General features: G+C 72.7%; 12 protein-coding genes and 1 pseudogene. 3 read left to right on the top strand and 10 right to left on the bottom strand.

Features of this window, described 5'->3' with window-relative positions; genetic code table 11:
- The first annotated feature begins 68 nt into the window (after positions 1-68).
- Positions 69-362 carry a YciI family protein gene (locus C8046_RS01855; RefSeq protein ID WP_109228025.1) on the top strand — a complete coding sequence of 98 codons (294 nt, stop codon included), beginning with the start codon at positions 69-71 and terminating at the stop codon, positions 360-362.
- Positions 363-491: 129 nt separating this feature from the next.
- Here the strand turns inward: C8046_RS01855 and C8046_RS01850 are convergent, their stop codons facing one another.
- Both C8046_RS01850 and uvrB read right to left on the bottom strand, forming a co-directional pair.
- Positions 492-1,532: a TerC family protein gene (locus C8046_RS01850; protein WP_109228024.1), complete on the bottom strand. Its 1,041-nt coding sequence runs from the start codon at positions 1,530-1,532 to the stop codon at positions 492-494.
- Between the two features lie 227 nt (positions 1,533-1,759).
- The gene (uvrB, locus tag C8046_RS01845) at positions 1,760-3,853 is read right to left on the bottom strand and encodes an excinuclease ABC subunit UvrB (RefSeq protein WP_109228023.1); all 2,094 of its coding nucleotides are present in this window, start codon (positions 3,851-3,853) and stop codon (positions 1,760-1,762) included.
- Between the two features lie 98 nt (positions 3,854-3,951).
- Between uvrB and C8046_RS01840 the strand changes: the two genes are divergently transcribed.
- Positions 3,952-4,386, top strand: coding sequence for an OsmC family peroxiredoxin (locus tag C8046_RS01840; RefSeq protein WP_109228022.1), 435 nt, complete (start codon positions 3,952-3,954; stop codon positions 4,384-4,386).
- A gap of 69 nt (positions 4,387-4,455) precedes the next feature.
- On the opposite strand, the gene coaE is transcribed toward C8046_RS01840, so the two are convergent.
- From coaE to gabT, 8 genes and pseudogenes are all read right to left on the bottom strand, one after another.
- Positions 4,456-5,058 carry a dephospho-CoA kinase gene (coaE, locus tag C8046_RS01835; protein WP_109228021.1) on the bottom strand — a complete coding sequence of 201 codons (603 nt, stop codon included), beginning with the start codon at positions 5,056-5,058 and terminating at the stop codon, positions 4,456-4,458.
- Positions 5,059-5,089: 31 nt separating this feature from the next.
- On the bottom strand, positions 5,090-5,719 hold the full coding sequence (locus C8046_RS01830; RefSeq protein ID WP_235866031.1) for a pyroglutamyl-peptidase I: 630 nt from the start codon (positions 5,717-5,719) through the stop codon (positions 5,090-5,092).
- A gap of 57 nt (positions 5,720-5,776) precedes the next feature.
- Positions 5,777-7,345, bottom strand: a complete 1,569-nt coding sequence (locus C8046_RS01825) for an APC family permease (RefSeq protein WP_109228020.1) — start codon at positions 7,343-7,345, stop codon at positions 5,777-5,779.
- A 3-nt stretch (positions 7,346-7,348) separates the two neighbouring features.
- A complete protein-coding gene (locus tag C8046_RS01820; RefSeq protein WP_109228019.1) occupies positions 7,349-8,224 on the bottom strand; it encodes a universal stress protein in 876 nt (291 codons plus the stop codon).
- The gene (locus C8046_RS01815) at positions 8,224-9,624 is read right to left on the bottom strand and encodes a flavin monoamine oxidase family protein (protein WP_109228018.1); all 1,401 of its coding nucleotides are present in this window, start codon (positions 9,622-9,624) and stop codon (positions 8,224-8,226) included. The genes C8046_RS01820 and C8046_RS01815 overlap by 1 nt, the downstream gene beginning before the upstream one ends.
- Positions 9,625-11,043, bottom strand: a complete 1,419-nt coding sequence (locus C8046_RS01810; RefSeq protein ID WP_109228017.1) for an aminobutyraldehyde dehydrogenase — start codon at positions 11,041-11,043, stop codon at positions 9,625-9,627. It abuts the gene before it with no gap.
- A 75-nt stretch (positions 11,044-11,118) separates the two neighbouring features.
- A pseudogene (locus tag C8046_RS01805) lies at positions 11,119-12,581 on the bottom strand (NAD-dependent succinate-semialdehyde dehydrogenase).
- A complete protein-coding gene (gene gabT / locus C8046_RS01800; protein WP_235866030.1) occupies positions 12,578-13,915 on the bottom strand; it encodes a 4-aminobutyrate--2-oxoglutarate transaminase in 1,338 nt (445 codons plus the stop codon). Before gabT ends, C8046_RS01805 begins: the two are co-directional and overlap by 4 nt.
- A 115-nt stretch (positions 13,916-14,030) precedes the next feature.
- Between gabT and C8046_RS01795 the strand changes: the two genes are divergently transcribed.
- Complete coding sequence (locus C8046_RS01795; RefSeq protein WP_158277105.1) at positions 14,031-15,569, top strand: PucR family transcriptional regulator; 1,539 nt, start codon at positions 14,031-14,033, stop codon at positions 15,567-15,569.
- Positions 15,570-15,609 lie beyond the last annotated feature (40 nt).

The raw sequence follows: 15,609 nt of genomic DNA, 5'->3' as shown, positions 1-15,609 counted from the left end.
GCCGTGACGCCGCCCACAGTCGTCCTACGCTGGGACGGTCCACCCGTGCCACGCCCCAGGAGCCCACCGTGCCCGTGTTCGCCGTCGAGTACACCTACGACCACCGCGCCGACGAGCGCACCGCCGTCCGGCCCGCGCACCGCGAGTTCCTGCGCGGGCTCCTGGCCGGCGGCGACCTGCTCGCCTCCGGCCCGCTCGGGACCGGCGAGGGCGCGCTGCTCCTGCTGGTCGCCGACGACGAGGCCGCCGCCCTCGCGCTGCTCGACGCCGATCCGTTCGCGGCGGCCGGCCTCGTGGCCCGGCGGGACGCCCGGGCCTGGGCCCCGGTCATCGGTCCGTGGAGTGCGCTGGTGGAGGGCTGAGCCCGACCGCTCCCGGGACGACCGCCCTCGAGCCGGCAGAGCCCGAGCCCCTCCCGGTCGTGGACCTGGAGGGGCTCGGGCTCCGTCGTTGCCGGGGGTGCTCCGAGCAGCCGGCGGGGCCGGACGGGCTCAGTCGGTGCTGCGGGGGTCGGCCGGGATCGTGGGGCTGGGGCTCTTGTCGGCGTGGCGGCGCTTGCCGATCGTGAGCGACGCCCACGCGGTGATTCCCAGGGCGACGACGATGACCACGAGCGAGAGGACCGTCGGCACCTCGGGGATGAACGTGATGTGCTCGCCGTTGTTCAGCCACGACAGCTCGTTGGTGTGCATGGCGTGGATGACGAGCTTGATACCGATGAACCCGAGGATCGCGGCCAGGCCGTAGTTGAGGTAGACGAGCTTGTCGAGCAGGCCGTCGATGAGGAAGAAGAGCTGGCGCAGGCCCAGCAGCGAGAAGGCGTTGGCGGCGAAGATGACGAAGATCTGCTCGCCGCCGGAGAGCTGGGTGGTCACGCCGAAGATGGCGGGGATCGAGTCGACGGCGAACAGCAGGTCGGCCGAGCCGATGGCCAGCATCACGATGAGCATCGGGGTGATCATGCGGCGGCCGGACTGCTTCACGACCATCTTGTCGCCGACGTAGTCCTCGGTGGTCGGGAAGACCCGGCGGATGAGGCGGACGAAGCCGTTCTCCTTGTACTCCTCGTCGTCGTCCGCCTTGTGACGCGCCTGGGCCCAGGCCGTGTACAGGAGGAAGGCGCCGAAGATCCAGAAGATCCAGGAGAAGTTCTCCACCACGGCGTTGCCGAGCAGGATGAAGATCGTGCGCATCACGAGGGCGATGATGATGCCGATGAGCAGCACCTTCTGCTGGTACTCGCGCGGCACGCGGAAGCTGCCCATGATCAGCAGGAAGACGAAGAGGTTGTCGATGCTGAGCGACTTCTCCAGCAGGTAGCCCGAGAAGTAGGCCACGCCGTGCGTGGTGTCCCACGCGAGCAGGATCGCCACCCCGAAGATCAGGGCGATCGCCACGTAGACGGCCGACCAGATCGCGGCCTCCTTGAGCGTGGGGGCGTGCGGGGTGCGGACGTGACCGACGAAGTCGACGGTCAGCATGACGACGATCAGAGTTCCGGTGACGATCCAGAACCAGGTAAGAACATCCACAGGGGAAACCTCCGGTGAGTACGACGAAGACACCGAAGGTCTTCTCCGACGCGACGACGTGCCGCGCCCAGCAGGTCCGGGAACGCGACACTGGGTTCCGTGATGACGGGCCTGCTGCTCAAGGAGTACTCCCCTTCGGGTGGAAGGCTAGCAGAACCGGGCCCGAACGTTGACGATGCAACTATCGGGCCACCCGTCCCGCCGTCCGCCCATCCACCCGACCGGCGCTAGGCCGACGCCGCCACCATCTGCCTGAGCTCCTTCTTCAGGTCGGAGATCTCGTCGCGCAGCCGTGCGGCGACCTCGAACTGCAGCTCCGCGGCCGCCGCGTGCATCTGGTCCGACAGCTCCTGGATGAGCTGGGCGAGGTCGGAGGCCGCCGCCCCGGCGAGGCGTTCACGCGCCGACGAGCCACCCTTCGGCGCTCCCCCGCCCTTGCCCTTGCCGCCCTGGCGGTAGCCGCCGGCGAGCAGCTCCTTCGTGTCGACGTCCTCGCGGGCGAGCTGGTCGGTGATGTCGGTGATCTTCTTGCGCAGCGGCGTCGGGTCGATGCCGTTGGCGAGGTTGTAGGCGACCTGCTTCTCGCGGCGCCGCGTGGTCTCCTCGATGGCCAGGGCCATCGAGGGGGTGATCTTGTCGGCGTACATGTGGACCTGCCCCGACACGTTCCGGGCCGCACGACCGATCGTCTGGATGAGCGACGTGCCTGAGCGCAGGAAGCCCTCCTTGTCCGCGTCGAGGATCGCCACGAGGGAGACCTCCGGGAGGTCGAGACCCTCGCGCAGGAGGTTGATGCCGACGAGCACGTCGAACACGCCCATCCGGAGCTCCCGGAGGAGCTCGATCCGCCGGAGCGTGTCGACCTCGGAGTGCAGGTAGGCGACCTTGATCCCGCGCTCGACGAGGTAGTCGGTGAGGTCCTCCGACATCTTCTTGGTCAGCGTGGTCACCAGGACGCGCTCGTCCCGCTCGGCTCGCTCGCGGATCTCGCCCAGCAGGTCGTCGATCTGACCCTTGGTCGGCTTGATGATGACCTCGGGGTCCACCAGACCCGTCGGACGGATGACCTGCTCGACGAAACCGTCGGACTGCCCGAGCTCGTAGGCCCCCGGCGTCGCCGAGAGGAACACGGTCTGCCCCGTGCGCTCGAGGAACTCCTCCCAGCGCAGCGGCCGGTTGTCCATCGCGCTCGGGAGCCGGAAACCGTGTTCGACGAGAGTGCGCTTGCGCGACGCGTCGCCCTCGAACATCGCCCCGATCTGCGGCACGGTCTGGTGGGACTCGTCGATCACGAGGAGGAAGTCCTCGGGGAAGTAGTCCAGAAGCGTGTGCGGCGGCGTGCCGCCCTCGCGTCCGTCGATGTGGCGGGAGTAGTTCTCGATGCCCGAGCACGTGCCGATCTGGCGCATCATCTCGAGGTCGTAGGTGGTCCGCATCCGCAGCCGCTGGGCCTCCAGCAGCCGCCCCGACTGCTCGAGCTCGGCCAGCCGCTGCTCGAGCTCCGCCTCGATCGTGCCGACCGCGCGGGACATCCGCTCGGGGCCCGCGACGTAGTGGGTCGCCGGGAAGATGTGGGTCTCGACCTCGTTGCGCACGACGTCGCCCGTGAGCGGGTGCAGCGTCGCGATCGACTCGATCTCGTCGCCGAAGAACTCGATGCGGATCGCGAGCTCCTCGTAGACGGGGATGATCTCCACGGTGTCGCCCCGCACGCGGAAGGTGCCGCGGTTGAACGCCGCGTCGTTGCGCGTGTACTGCATCATGACGAACTGTCGCAGCAGCGCGTCACGCTCGACGACGTCGCCCACCCGCAGCTGCACCATCCGCTCGACGTACTCCTGCGGCGTCCCGAGGCCGTAGATGCAGGAGACGGAGGCGACCACGACGACGTCGCGGCGCGTCAGCAACGAGTTGGTCGCCGAGTGCCGCAGCCGCTCAACCTCGTCGTTGATCGAGGAGTCCTTCTCGATGTACGTGTCCGAGGACGGCACGTAGGCCTCGGGCTGGTAGTAGTCGTAGTAGGAGACGAAGTACTCGACCGCGTTGTTGGGCAGCAGCTCGCGGAACTCCGTCGCGAGCTGGGCCGCGAGGGTCTTGTTCGGCGCCATCACGAGGGTCGGCCGCTGCACCTGCTCGATGAGCCACGCCGTCGTCGCGGACTTTCCGGTCCCGGTCGCGCCCAGCAGCACGATGTCCTTCTCGCCGCCCTGGAGGCGCTCGGTCAGCTCCTTGATCGCCGTCGGCTGGTCGCCCGAGGGCGAGTACTCCGAGACCACCTCGAACGGGGCGACGGTGCGCTGCAGGTCGGTCACGGGTCTCATGCCTCAACGGTACGTCCGACCACTGACATCGACGGCTCGCGGGGGCAGGATGGAGGTGGAGCCGGGATCCACCCGGCCGCCACGAGGAGGACCTTTCCATGCCCAAGCCCGTCAACAGCTCCGCCAGCACCGTCTGGGAGGGTGACCTCGCCTCCGGCTCCGGCCGCACCACCGTCGCCAGCGGCGCCTTCCCCACGGTCGACGTCAGCTGGCGCTCGCGCGCCGAGGGCGCCGGCGGTCAGACCACGCCCGAGGAGCTCATCGCCGCCGCCCACGCGTCGTGCTACTCCATGGCCCTCTCCCACGAGCTCGCGGGCAAGGGCACGCCGCCCACGCGCGTCGAGACCTCGGCCACCGTCACCTTCGTCGCCGGCGAGGGCATCACGGGGATCACGCTGACGGTCGAGGCCACCGTGCCGGACATCAGCGAGGAGGACTTCCTCGCCGTCGCCGAGTCCGCCAAGACCGGCTGCCCCGTCAGTGCCGCGCTCGCCGCCGTCACCATCACGCTCGAGGCCTCGCTCGTCGCCTGAGATCCGCGACGATCGGCGTCGAACGGCCCGAACGAGCGGCCCCGCCTCCGGGTGGGGCCGCTCGTCGCGTCAGGGGGCTGCGCTCTCGCGAGCTCCGGCGTCGCCGTCCACCTCGGGCACCAGGTGCGTCCGCCACACCTGCGCGACGGCGTCCAGCGTCTGCGCGATCGTCCCCCCGGTGTCGATCACGACGTCCGCGACGGCGCGCCGCTCGGCGTCGCTCGCCTGCGCGGCCATCCGGGCCTCGACCTGGTCGCTCGCGAGCCCGCGCGCGACGGCGCGCGCCAGGCGCACGTGCGCCGGGGCATCCACCACGACGACGACGTCGTAGCGCGCCGCGAGGCCGTTCTCCACGAGGAGCGGGACGTCGTGGACGAGGACCGCGCCGGGCGGTGTCGTCGCGACGACCTCCTCGAAACGGCGCCCCACGGCCGGGTGCACGATCTCCTCGAGGTCACGACGCGCGCCGGGATCGGCGAAGACGACGGTCGCCAGCGCGGCGCGGTCGAGCGCGCCGTCGTCGCGCAGCACGCCGGTCCCGAAGCGCGCGACGACGGCCGCGAGTCCCGGCGTGCCCGGCTCGAGCACCTCGCGGGCGAGCGCGTCGGCGTCGACGACGACGGCCCCGAGGTCGGCGAGCGCGCGGGCGACCGTCGACTTCCCCGACGCGATCCCCCGGTCAGGCCCACGAGCAGCGGCCGGCTCACGCGATCGACCCGCCCACCACGTGCAGGTCGGCCCCGGCGTGGCCGAGCGTGGCCCGGACGATCTCCCGCAGCGCGGACGCCGTCGTCGCGAGGTCGAGGTCGGCCTCCCGGGGCACGTGGACGAACCCCACCCGGGCGTCCGGGGCGACGTCGAGCGCGTGCACGAAGGTCGCGTTGCAGACGTAGGTTCCCGCGGACAGCGACTCCATCACGGGGAGCCTGAGGTCGCGGCACGCGGCGAGGGCCGCCTTCACGGGGAGGGTGGCCAGCCGGGCCAGCGGCGCCCCGGGGACGACCTCGGCGTCGACGGGCTGGTCGCCGTCGTTGTCGGGGATCCGAGCGTCGGCGAGGTTGAGCGCGACCCGCTCGATCCGGACCGCGCTCGACCCCGGCGCCACCCCCGTCGCGACGACGACGGCGGGCGCGTGCTCGGCCACCAGGGCCGCGAGCCGCTTCCGCACCGCGCCGAACGCGACCGGGAGGCACGCCACCTCCAGGCGGGCGCCCTCGTCGTCGGCGTCCCAGTCCCGGGCGAGCCGCAGCACGGCGTCCCACGACGCGTTCGAGGCCGCGCCGTCGAACGGTTCGAAGCCGGTGAGCAGCACGAGCGGGAGCACCTGGGTCACCCGACGAGCCTAGGTGCTCCCCTCCCCCTCGTGCGGCGGCGCCGGCGGGACGGGCCGCTACTCCGGGAGGTTCGCCGCCTCGTCGACGGCCCCGTCCGACACGCCGCGGCGCAGCGTCTCGCCGCGGAAGAACGCGGGACGCCGCACGCGCTGCACGAGCATCACGACGACGCCGATCACGAGGACGGTGACCCCCAGCACGAACACCAGGCCGATCCCGCCGATCGACGATCCGGAGCCGTAGTCCGGGCTGACGGAGTCCGTCAGAGTGGTGACGAACAGGATCGACAGCACGATCCCGCCCAGCAGCGGGAACACCAGCTGGAAGAACGTGTTCCGCACGCTGACGAACCACTGCGTCCGGAAGTACCAGACCGTCGCGAACGCGGTCAGCCCGTAGTAGAAGCAGATCATCATGCCGAGCGCCGTGATCGTGTCCCACAGCACGTTCTCGCTGATGAAGCGCATCACCGCGTAGAACCCGGAGGCGACGACGGCGGAGACGACGGTCGCGTAGCCCGGCGTGAAGAACGTGGGGTGGACCTTCGCGAACGACGGCGAGAGCGCCCCGTAGTGGCCCATGGCCAGCAACGTCCGGGCCGGGGACACGAAGGTCGACTGCAGCGACGCGGCCGAGCTCGACAGCACCGACAGCGAGACGAGCCACGCCAGCGGACCCATGACGAGCCCGGAGAGGTGGAAGAAGACGTTGTCCTGGATGGCCTCGTTGCCGAGGCCGTACTCCCCCGTGCCGACGCCGGCGAACGCGATCAGCGCGACGGCGAGCAACACGTAGACCACCACGATGATGAGCACCGTGAGGGTGGCGGCCCGACCGGGCGTGCTCGCGGAGCCCTTGGTCTCCTCGTTCATCGTCAGCGTGACGTCCCAGCCCCAGAAGATGAAGATCGAGAGCGACAGCCCGGCCGCCACCATCCCGAACTCGGGGATCTCGAACGGGTTGAACCACGACGCCGAGACGGGGCTCGCGTCGTAGGCGGTCCCGTTGGCCACGCCCACGAACGCCGCCACCGCGAAGACCACCAGCACGACCAGCTGGAAGCCGACCAGCACGTACTGCAGCTTCTGGGTCGTCTGCATGTCGCGGTAGGAGATCCAGGTCGCCCCCAGCACGAACGCCAGGCACGTGACGACGTTGATCACGGGGTTGGCGGCGAGCGCGGCGATCGAGTCGTTGCCGGTGATCTGCGCGATCAGCAGGTACAGGAAGTCGACGGCGACCCCCGCCAGGTTCGACAGCACGAGGATCGTGGCCGCGACCAGGCCCCAGCCGGCCATCCAGCCGATGTACGGGCCGAACGCCCGGGTGGCCCACGTGAACGACGTCCCGGAGTCGGGCATCGCCGAGTTCAGCTCGCGGTAGCCGAAGGCGACCAGGAGCATCGGGATGAAGCCGACGAGGATGATCGCGGGCACCTGGGTGCCGACGGCCGAGGCGGTCGGACCGATGGCCGCGGTGAACGTGTAGGCCGGCGCGATGCACGAGATGCCGATGACGACGGCACCGACGAGCCCGACGGTGCCGGCGCCGAGCCCCTTCCTCGACAGACCCGACTCGCCGGCGTCGGCCGATCCCGACGGCGGTGCGGTGGTGTTCGACGACATGAGCTACTCCCCCAACGCCGCGTCACGCGGCACGACGACCATCGGGACCGGGAGCTCGCGCAGCATCCGCGCCGCCGTCGCCCCCAGGAACAGCCGTCCGGCACTGGCCAGACGGGACGAGCCGACGACGACGATCTCGTCACCGGCGAAGTCGACCTTGATCACGGCCTCCTCGAACGTGGCCCCGTGGGCGACGACGGTGTCGGCGGCCACGCCGTCGGGCAGGGTCTCCCTCACCCCCTCCAGCACGGTGCTCACGTGCTGGTGCGCGGCCGCGGCGGCGGCGTCGGAGGTCCCGAGGCCGTCCTCGTCGATCGCGACGAGCGACAGCAGCCTCAGCTCGGCGCCCACGGTCTGCGACAGCCGGATCGCCGACGTCATGACGTCGCTCGCCCCCGGACGCAGCCCGATCGCAGCGGTCACCCGCGAGACGCCGGAGCCCGGCGTCCGGCGCGCCCTCTTGGGCGCCAGGGCGACGGGGACCTCGGCCGCGTGCAGCAGCGCGTTCGCGACGCCGGAGATGCGGAACCGACCGGCGATCCCGCCGCGGGCGGCACCGACGACGATGAGCGACCCCTCCAGCTCGCGCGCCGCCTCCAGCAGCCCCTCGGCACCGGACTCGGCGTACCGCAGGTGCGTCGTCGCCGGGGTCAGGTCGTGCTCACGGAGCCACGTCTGGGCCCTCGCGAGCCACTCCAGCGCCGCCTGCTCGAGGTAGCGGGTGAAGCCCACCTCGGGCGGCGCGAGCGTGGCCCGCTCGTTGCTGGCGAGCACGAGGACCACGTGCAGCTCGCCCCCGCCGGCCGCGGCCAGCCGCGCGCCGAGGGCGAGCGAGTCGCGGCCCGACTTGGTGTCCTGGTAGCCGACGACGACGCGCATCAGTCGCGCCCGCCGTCGGCCGGGGTGGCGCCCAGCTCGGCCGCGAGCTCGGCCGCCCGGGCCCGCCCGATGCGCACCGCGCCGTCGACGTGCTGGTAGCCGAGCCCGGCCAGGTCGGAACAGGCCCAGCGGATCGGGCCGACCGGGCGTCCGAGGTCGGCGCCGAACCGGCTCAGACCACCGAGGGAGAAGCTCGCGGCGTACGCGCCGCGGGTCCACTCCTCGCTGCCCCAGTCGCTCTCGTAGTAGACGTCGGGTGTGAGCGCCGCCTCGCCGTAGTAGGCGGCGAGCGACGACAGGACACGCTCGCGGCGCTCCTGCGCCGACAGCGCGAACATCGCGTCCGCCGTCTCGTCGGCCACGAACCCCACCAGCGTGCCGCGGCCGTCGGCCTCGTCCTGGACGCTCGTGTTGTCGTAGGCCTCGTGCACGACCTCGTAGGGGCTGAAGACGGTCCCCGAGAGTCCGTCGGCGCGCCAGAACGGCGTCGGGTAGACGGCGTGCACCTTGATGACGAGGCCGAGGGAGACCTGCTGGTGCATCACGTGCTCGCGACGGGGCAGGGCGGGCACGTAGGAGATCCGCGAGTACAGGTTCGGCGGCACCGCCACGATCGCGCGCCGCGCGCGGACGACCAGGCCGCCGTCGGCGCGGGCCACGACGCCGTCCTCGCTCCACTCGAGCGTGCGCACCGGGGAGTCGAGGTGGACGTCGTCGCCCACCCGCTCGGCGAGCCGCAGCGGGACCTGCTGCAGGCCGCCGACCACACGCCGGTCGAGGATGAAGTCCGCGTCCACGAGGTTGGAGAAGCTCCCCTGCGACGCCGCCATCAGGATCGCCTGCAGCGCCGAGACCGAGTGCGCGGGCTTGGTCAGCATCGCCTGCGCCGCGAACAGTGCGATGTTGTCGCGCGCCTCGACGTCGTCGGTCTGCTGCGCGAGCCACTGCGCCCACGAGACACGGTCCAGCTCGGCCGCGCGCGGGTGCGCCCACGGCTCGTGCGGCCCGACCTCCGCGACGATCTCGTCGAGCAGCGCGATGATGCGCTCCAGCTCGGCGGCCGTCTCCGGCGCGACGGGGAAGATCTCACCCGTGAACCGGGTCAGCTCGCCCGCCCGCGAGCGGTAGAGGCTGTCGCCCTCGCGGTGGCGCGGGTAGGTCTCCAGCCCGAGCTCCTCCAGCATGCCGATGAGCCCCTCCTGGTCCGGAGAGACCCACTGGCCGCCGATCTCGAGCGTCGCGCCGTCGACCTCCCGGGTCCACAGCCGGCCGCCGACCCGGTCCCTCGCCTCGAGCACCGCGACGCTGAGCCCGGCGGCGAGGAGATCGCTCGCCGCCGTCAGACCCGCCGCGCCCGCTCCGATCACGACGACGTCGCGGTCGATCACCTGCTCGCTCATCTAGGCCTCCGTCGCGGTCATGACGTGCTTGATCCGGGTGTAGTCCTCGAGCCCGTAGACCGACAGGTCCTTGCCGTAGCCCGAGTGCTTGAACCCGCCGTGCGGCATCTCGGCCACCAGCGGGATGTGGGTGTTGATCCAGACGCAGCCCGCGTCGACGTCGGCCGCGAGCCGGGCCGCCTGGGCGACGTCGCGCGTCCACACGCTGGCGGCGAGCCCGTAGTCCACACCGTTGGCGAGCTCGACCGCCTCGGCCTCGTCGGCGAACGGCTGGACCGTGATGACGGGGCCGAAGGTCTCCTGCTGCACCACGGCGTCGTCCTGGCGGACCCCGCTGACGACGGTCGGGGCGATGAAGTAGCCGCGGTCGCCGATCCGGGTGCCGCCGGTCTCGATCCGGGCGTGCGCGGGCAGGTCCTCGATCACCTGGAGCACCTTGGCGAAGTGCGTGGCGTTGTTCATCGGGCCGTAGTAGGCGTCCTCGACGTCGCCGACGGTGAGCGCCTCGGCAGCGGCGACCAGGGCGGCCACCAGCTCGTCGTGAATCTCCTGCTGCACGAGGACGCGGGTCACGGCCGTGCAGTCCTGGCCGGCGTTGAAGAACGCCGCGCCCACGACGGCCTCGGCCGTCGCCGCGACGTCGACGCCGGCGAACACCGCCGCCGGCGCCTTGCCCCCCAGCTCGAGGTGGGCGCGCGCGAGGTTGCCCGCGGCGGCGTCCGCCACCGCGAGACCCGCGCGGACCGACCCGGTGATCGCCACGAGGCCGGGCTTGCGGTGGGACGTGAGGAGCGCGCCGGTCGAGGCGTCGCCGAGCACGAGGTTGACGACGCCGTCGGGGAAGATCCCCTGCGTGAGGCGCGCGAGCACCAGCGTGGACTCGGGCGTGGTGTCGCTGGGCTTGATGACGAGCGTGTTCCCGGCCGCCAGCGCGGGCGCCATCTTCCACAGCGCCATCATGATCGGGTAGTTCCAGGGTGTGACCTGACCGACGACGCCGATCGGCTCGCGACGCACCTGGGAGGTGTGGCCCGCGAGGTACTCCCCGGACGCGGCACCGTTCAGCGTGCGCGCGGCCCCGGCGAAGAACCGGACGTGGTCGGCGCCGGTGACGACCTCCTCGACCCGGATCGCCTCCTTCGGCTGGCCCGTGTTGCGGTGCTGCGCCTCGACGAGCTCGTCGGCGGCACCCTCGATCGCGTCGGCCCACGCGAGCAGCATCCGCTGCCGCTCACCCGGGGTGGTGCGGCGCCAAGCGAGGCGGGCTCCCGCGGCGGCGGCATAGGCCGCGTCCACGTCCTCGGCGTCGCTCACGGGTGAGACCGCGACGACCTCCTCCGTGACGGGGCTGACGACGTCGAGCCGTCCTGTGCCGTGCGCGTCGACGAAGGCTCCGTCGATCCAGTTCTGCAGCACCATCGGTGCTCCTCTCGCTGTGGTGGGGGCGTTCGGTGTGGTCGGTGGGACGGGCGGACCTGGTCGGATCGGGCCGGCTCAGGCCGGTGTGAGCGCGTACTTCACGGACTGGTACTCCTCGAGGCCCTCGGACCCGCCCTCGCGGCCGAGCCCGGAGGCCTTGACCCCGCCGAAGGGGCCGCGGCGTTCGACACCACCCCGACGTTGATCCCGGTCATCCCGGTCTCGAGCCGCTCGACGAGACGCTGGGCCCGTGCGAGGTCACGCGTGTAGGCGTAGGAGACGAGACCGAACTCGGTCCCGTTGGCCTGGGCGACCGCCTCGTCCTCGTCGGTGAAGGTCGTGATGGTCACGACCGGGCCGAAGATCTCCTCGTGCAGGATCCGGGCGTCGGCGGGGACGTCCGTCAGCACCACGGGGGCGAGGTACGTGCCGCCGTCGGGCAGGTCGTCCGGCAGAGCCACGTCCGTGGCACGGCGCGCTCCGGCCGCGACGGCCTCCTCCACGAGCGCGGTGACGCGCTCGACGGCCCCGGCGTCGATCAGCGGACCGATCGTGGTGCCCTCGCGGTCACCCGGCCCCACCACCAGCGCCTCCACCCGCGCGGCGAGCAGCGCGGTGAATTCCTGCGCGAGGTCGGCGTGGACGAGGAACCGGTTGGCGGCGGTGCACGCCTGCCCGATGTTGCGGAACTTGGCGAGCATCGCGCCGTCGACGGCCGCCGCGACGTCCGCGTCGGCCAGCACGAGGAACGGCGCGTTGCCGCCGAGCTCCATCGAGGTCCGCAGCACGCCCTCGGCCGCCTGCGCCAGCAGCACCCGGCCCACCTCGGTCGAGCCGGTGAAGGAGAGCTTGCGCAGCCGGCGGTCGGCGATGATCGGGCCGCACACGCCGCGCGAGTCGTGCGTCGGGATCGCGTTCACCACGCCGTCGGGCAGCCCGACCTCGCGCAGCAGGTCGACGAACGCGAGCGTCGTCAGCGGTGTCAGCTCGGCGGGCTTGATCACGCTCGTGCAGCCCGCGGCGATCGCCGGGGCGATCTTGCGCGTCGCCATCGCGAGCGGGAAGTTCCACGGCGTGATCAGCAGGCACGGTCCGACGGGGACACGCGTGACGATGACGCGGCCCGTGCCCTCGGGGTTGAGACCGTAGTGGCCGCCGATGCGCGCGGCCTCCTCGCTGAACCAGCGCAGGAACTCGCCCCCGTAGGTGACCTCGCCACGGGCCTCGGCCAGGGGCTTGCCCATCTCCGCCGTCATGAGGGCGGCGAAGTCCTCGCGACGCTCCTGCAGGAGGTCGAACGCGTCGCGCAGGATCGTCGAGCGCGTGCGCGGCGAGGTCGCCGCCCACTCCGCCTGCGCGGCGACCGCGGCGTCCAGGGCCGCGGCACCGTCGCCGACCGAGGCGCTGGCGACGGCGGCGATCACCTCACCGGTCGCGGGGTCGCGGACATCGAAGGTCTCGGCCCCCTCGGCGTCGCGCCAGGCGCCGCCGACGAAGAGCTGCGTCGGGGCCGTGACGCCCGCCACCACGGCGCTCATGCGCCGGCCAGCGCGTCGAGCAGGACGTCCAGTCCCTCGGCGAGCAGCTCGAGCGGGATCGTCAGGGGTGGCAGCAGCCGCACCACGTTCCCGTACGTGCCGCACGTGAGGACGATGACGCCCTGCGCGTGCGCGGCCCTCACGACGCGCTGGGTGAGCGCGGCGTCGGGGTTCCCCTCGTCGTCGACCAGCTCGACGGCGATCATCGCGCCCAGCCCGCGGACGTCACCGATGCGGTGGTCGCCCTCCTGGGCGGCGCGCAGACGACCGACGGCGAGCTCCTCGATGGCCCGGGCCGCCCCCGCCAGGTCGTCCGCCTCGTACGTCTCGATGGCGGCGAGCGCGGCGGCGCACGCGATCGGGTTGCCGCCGTAGGTGCCGCCCAGCCCCCCGGCGCCGGGCGCGTCCATCAGCTCGGCGCGGCCCGTGACGGCCGACAGCGGCAGCCCGCCGGCGATGCCCTTCGCGGTGACGACGAGGTCGGGCACGATCCCGAAGTGCTCGCTGGCGAACATCGCGCCCGTGCGGGCGAATCCGGTCTGGACCTCGTCGGCGATGAAGACGACGCCGTTCTCGCGGCACCAGGCCACGAGCCCCTCGAGGAACCCGTCGGCCGGGACGATGAAGCCACCCTCGCCCTGGATCGGCTCGATGATGACGGCCGCGAGGTTGGCGACCCCGACCTGCGTGGTGATCTGGGCGATCGCGCGGTCGAGCGCCTCCTGACCTGTGAGGCGGTCGCGGTAGGGGTAGGACGCCGACGTGCGGTAGACCTCGGGCGAGAACGGCCCGAACCCGTCCTTGTACGGCTTGACCTTCGCCGTCAGCGCCATCGTGAGGCTCGTCCGCCCGTGGTAGGCGTGGTCGAACGCGACGACGGCGGTCCGCCCCGTGGCGACGCGGGCGATCTTGACGGCGTTCTCGACCGCCTCGGCCCCGGAGTTGAAGAGCGCGGTGCGCTTGTCGTGGTCGCCCGGCGTGAGGGCGTTGAGCTTCTCCGCCACGGCCACGTACTGCTCGTACGGGGTGATCATGAAGCACGTGTGCGTGAAGTCGGCCACCTGCTCGGTGACGGCCGCCACGACCCGGGGCGCGCTGTTGCCGACCCCCGTGACAGCGATGCCCGAGCCGAGGTCGATGAGCGAGTTGCCGTCGACGTCGACGACGACACCGCCACCGGCGCGTGCGGCGAAGACCGGCATCGTCGTGCCGACGGCGGTGGGGACCGCGGCCAGCTTCCGCCGCATCAGCTCGTACGAGCGGGGGCCGGGGATCGAGGTCACCAGCTGCCGCACCTGGGGCAGGTCGGTGGTGGACGTGGGGGTGGTCGTCACGGCGCGCTCTCCTTCGGGTTCGGTGTGCGCCAGCGTAGGAGTGGGCCACCTCACGCGGGCAGTGCCAGATCGTCGGGGATCCGGCGTGGATCTGCCACTGTGGCAGCATGACGGCGTGCAACCGACGCTGGGGTCCCTGATCGCGCACCGCCCGCTCGCCCTGCGCGTCATCGTCGACGGCGACGCCGAGGCGCTGACCGCGACCGTGACCTGGGCCCACGGCACCGACCTGCTCGACCCGACGCCGTTCCTGGAACCCGGGTCCGTCGTCCTGACGACCGGGACGCAGCTGCCCGACGACGAGGCCGCGCCGCACGCGTCGCGCCCGGACAGCACCACGGGGGCCTACGTGGCCCGCCTCGTCACCGCGGGAGTGCTCGCGCTCGGCCACGGCTCCGACGTCGTGCGCGGCGCGCCGCCGGCGGCGCTGGTGCGAGCCTGCCGCGAGGCGCGGCTGCCGCTGTTCGAGGTGCCGTACGCGACGCCGTTCGTCGCGGTGGCGTCCTGGGTCGCCGAGGAGCGGACGCGCGCCGGCCGCGCTCGGGCCGACTGGGGCGTCCGGGCGACCCGGGCGGTGACGTCGGCCGCGCACCGCCTCGACGGTCTCGCCGCCTCGCTCGCGGGCGTCGCCGAGCAGACCGGGACCCAGATCGGGGTGGTCGAGCCGGACCGGGTGCGCGCCTGGGGCCACGACGGTCGCTTTCTCTCCCCCGCCGCCCTGGCCGCCGCCCCGTGGCCGGCGCTGCGGGAGGAGGCGACCCGCCTGCTGCGTGACGGCCGACGTGCCGCCACCACCCTGGACGTCGAGGGCCGGCACGCCACGTGCCAGACCCTCGGGCGAGCCGGCGAGCTCCGCGGCGTCCTGGTCCGGGTCGGCGACGCGGCCCCCGACGCCGTCGAGACCGGCGTGCTGGCCACAGCCTCGGCGCTGGCGGGCCTCTCGCTCGAGCAGGACCGCCGCGGTCTGCAGGCGCGGGACCAGGTGGCCTCCGCCGTCGTCGCGCTCGCGGTCGCCGGCCACGCCGACGCCGTCCGCACGGCCGCGCGCCGCCTCGGGACCCCGCTCCCCCCGGCGCCCGTCCGGGTGCTCCGCGTCCGGGGCGAGGCCGCGGACCTGGAGCGGGCCCGGGCCCTGCTGCGGCCGCTGCCCGGGTTCGGGGCGCTGCACGAGCAGGAGATCGTCGCGCTCGTCCCCGCGGGCGCCGCGGCGGAGGTCGCCACGGCCCTGGCCGGCGCGCCCGGTGCCACCGCGGGCCTGTCGGGCGCCGTGGCCCACCCCGAGCTGCCGCGGGCCTTCCGGGAGGCGGGGGTCGCCGTCACCGGCGCCGACCCGGGCGAGCTGCGCCTCTTCGGCGACCTGGCAGGGCGGCCGCTGGAGTGGATCTCGATGACGCCGGGCGCGCGCGACGTGGCCCGCGCGCTCCTGGCCCCGCTCGCCGCCGACGAGCGCGTCGACCTCCTCGCGGCGCTGCGGGCGTGGCTGACGCACGGCTGCCAGTGGGATCCGGCGGCCCGCTCCCTCGGGATCCACCGCCACACGCTCCGGGCGCTCGTCGACCGGGCGGCCCGCCTGCTGGGGCGCGATCTCGCGACGATGGACGCCAGGGCCGAGATCTGGTGGGCGCTGCGAGCCGTCGGTCCGGACGGGGACTGATCCCGGCGGATCAGGTCCGTCGCACTCGGTGACGCTCGTC

Source organism: Serinibacter arcticus, from assembly GCF_003121705.1.
Taxonomy (GTDB): Bacteria; Actinomycetota; Actinomycetes; order Actinomycetales; family Beutenbergiaceae; genus Litorihabitans.
The sequence above is the reverse complement of the archived record's forward strand: the minus strand, read 5'-3'. Positions and strand labels throughout refer to the sequence as shown.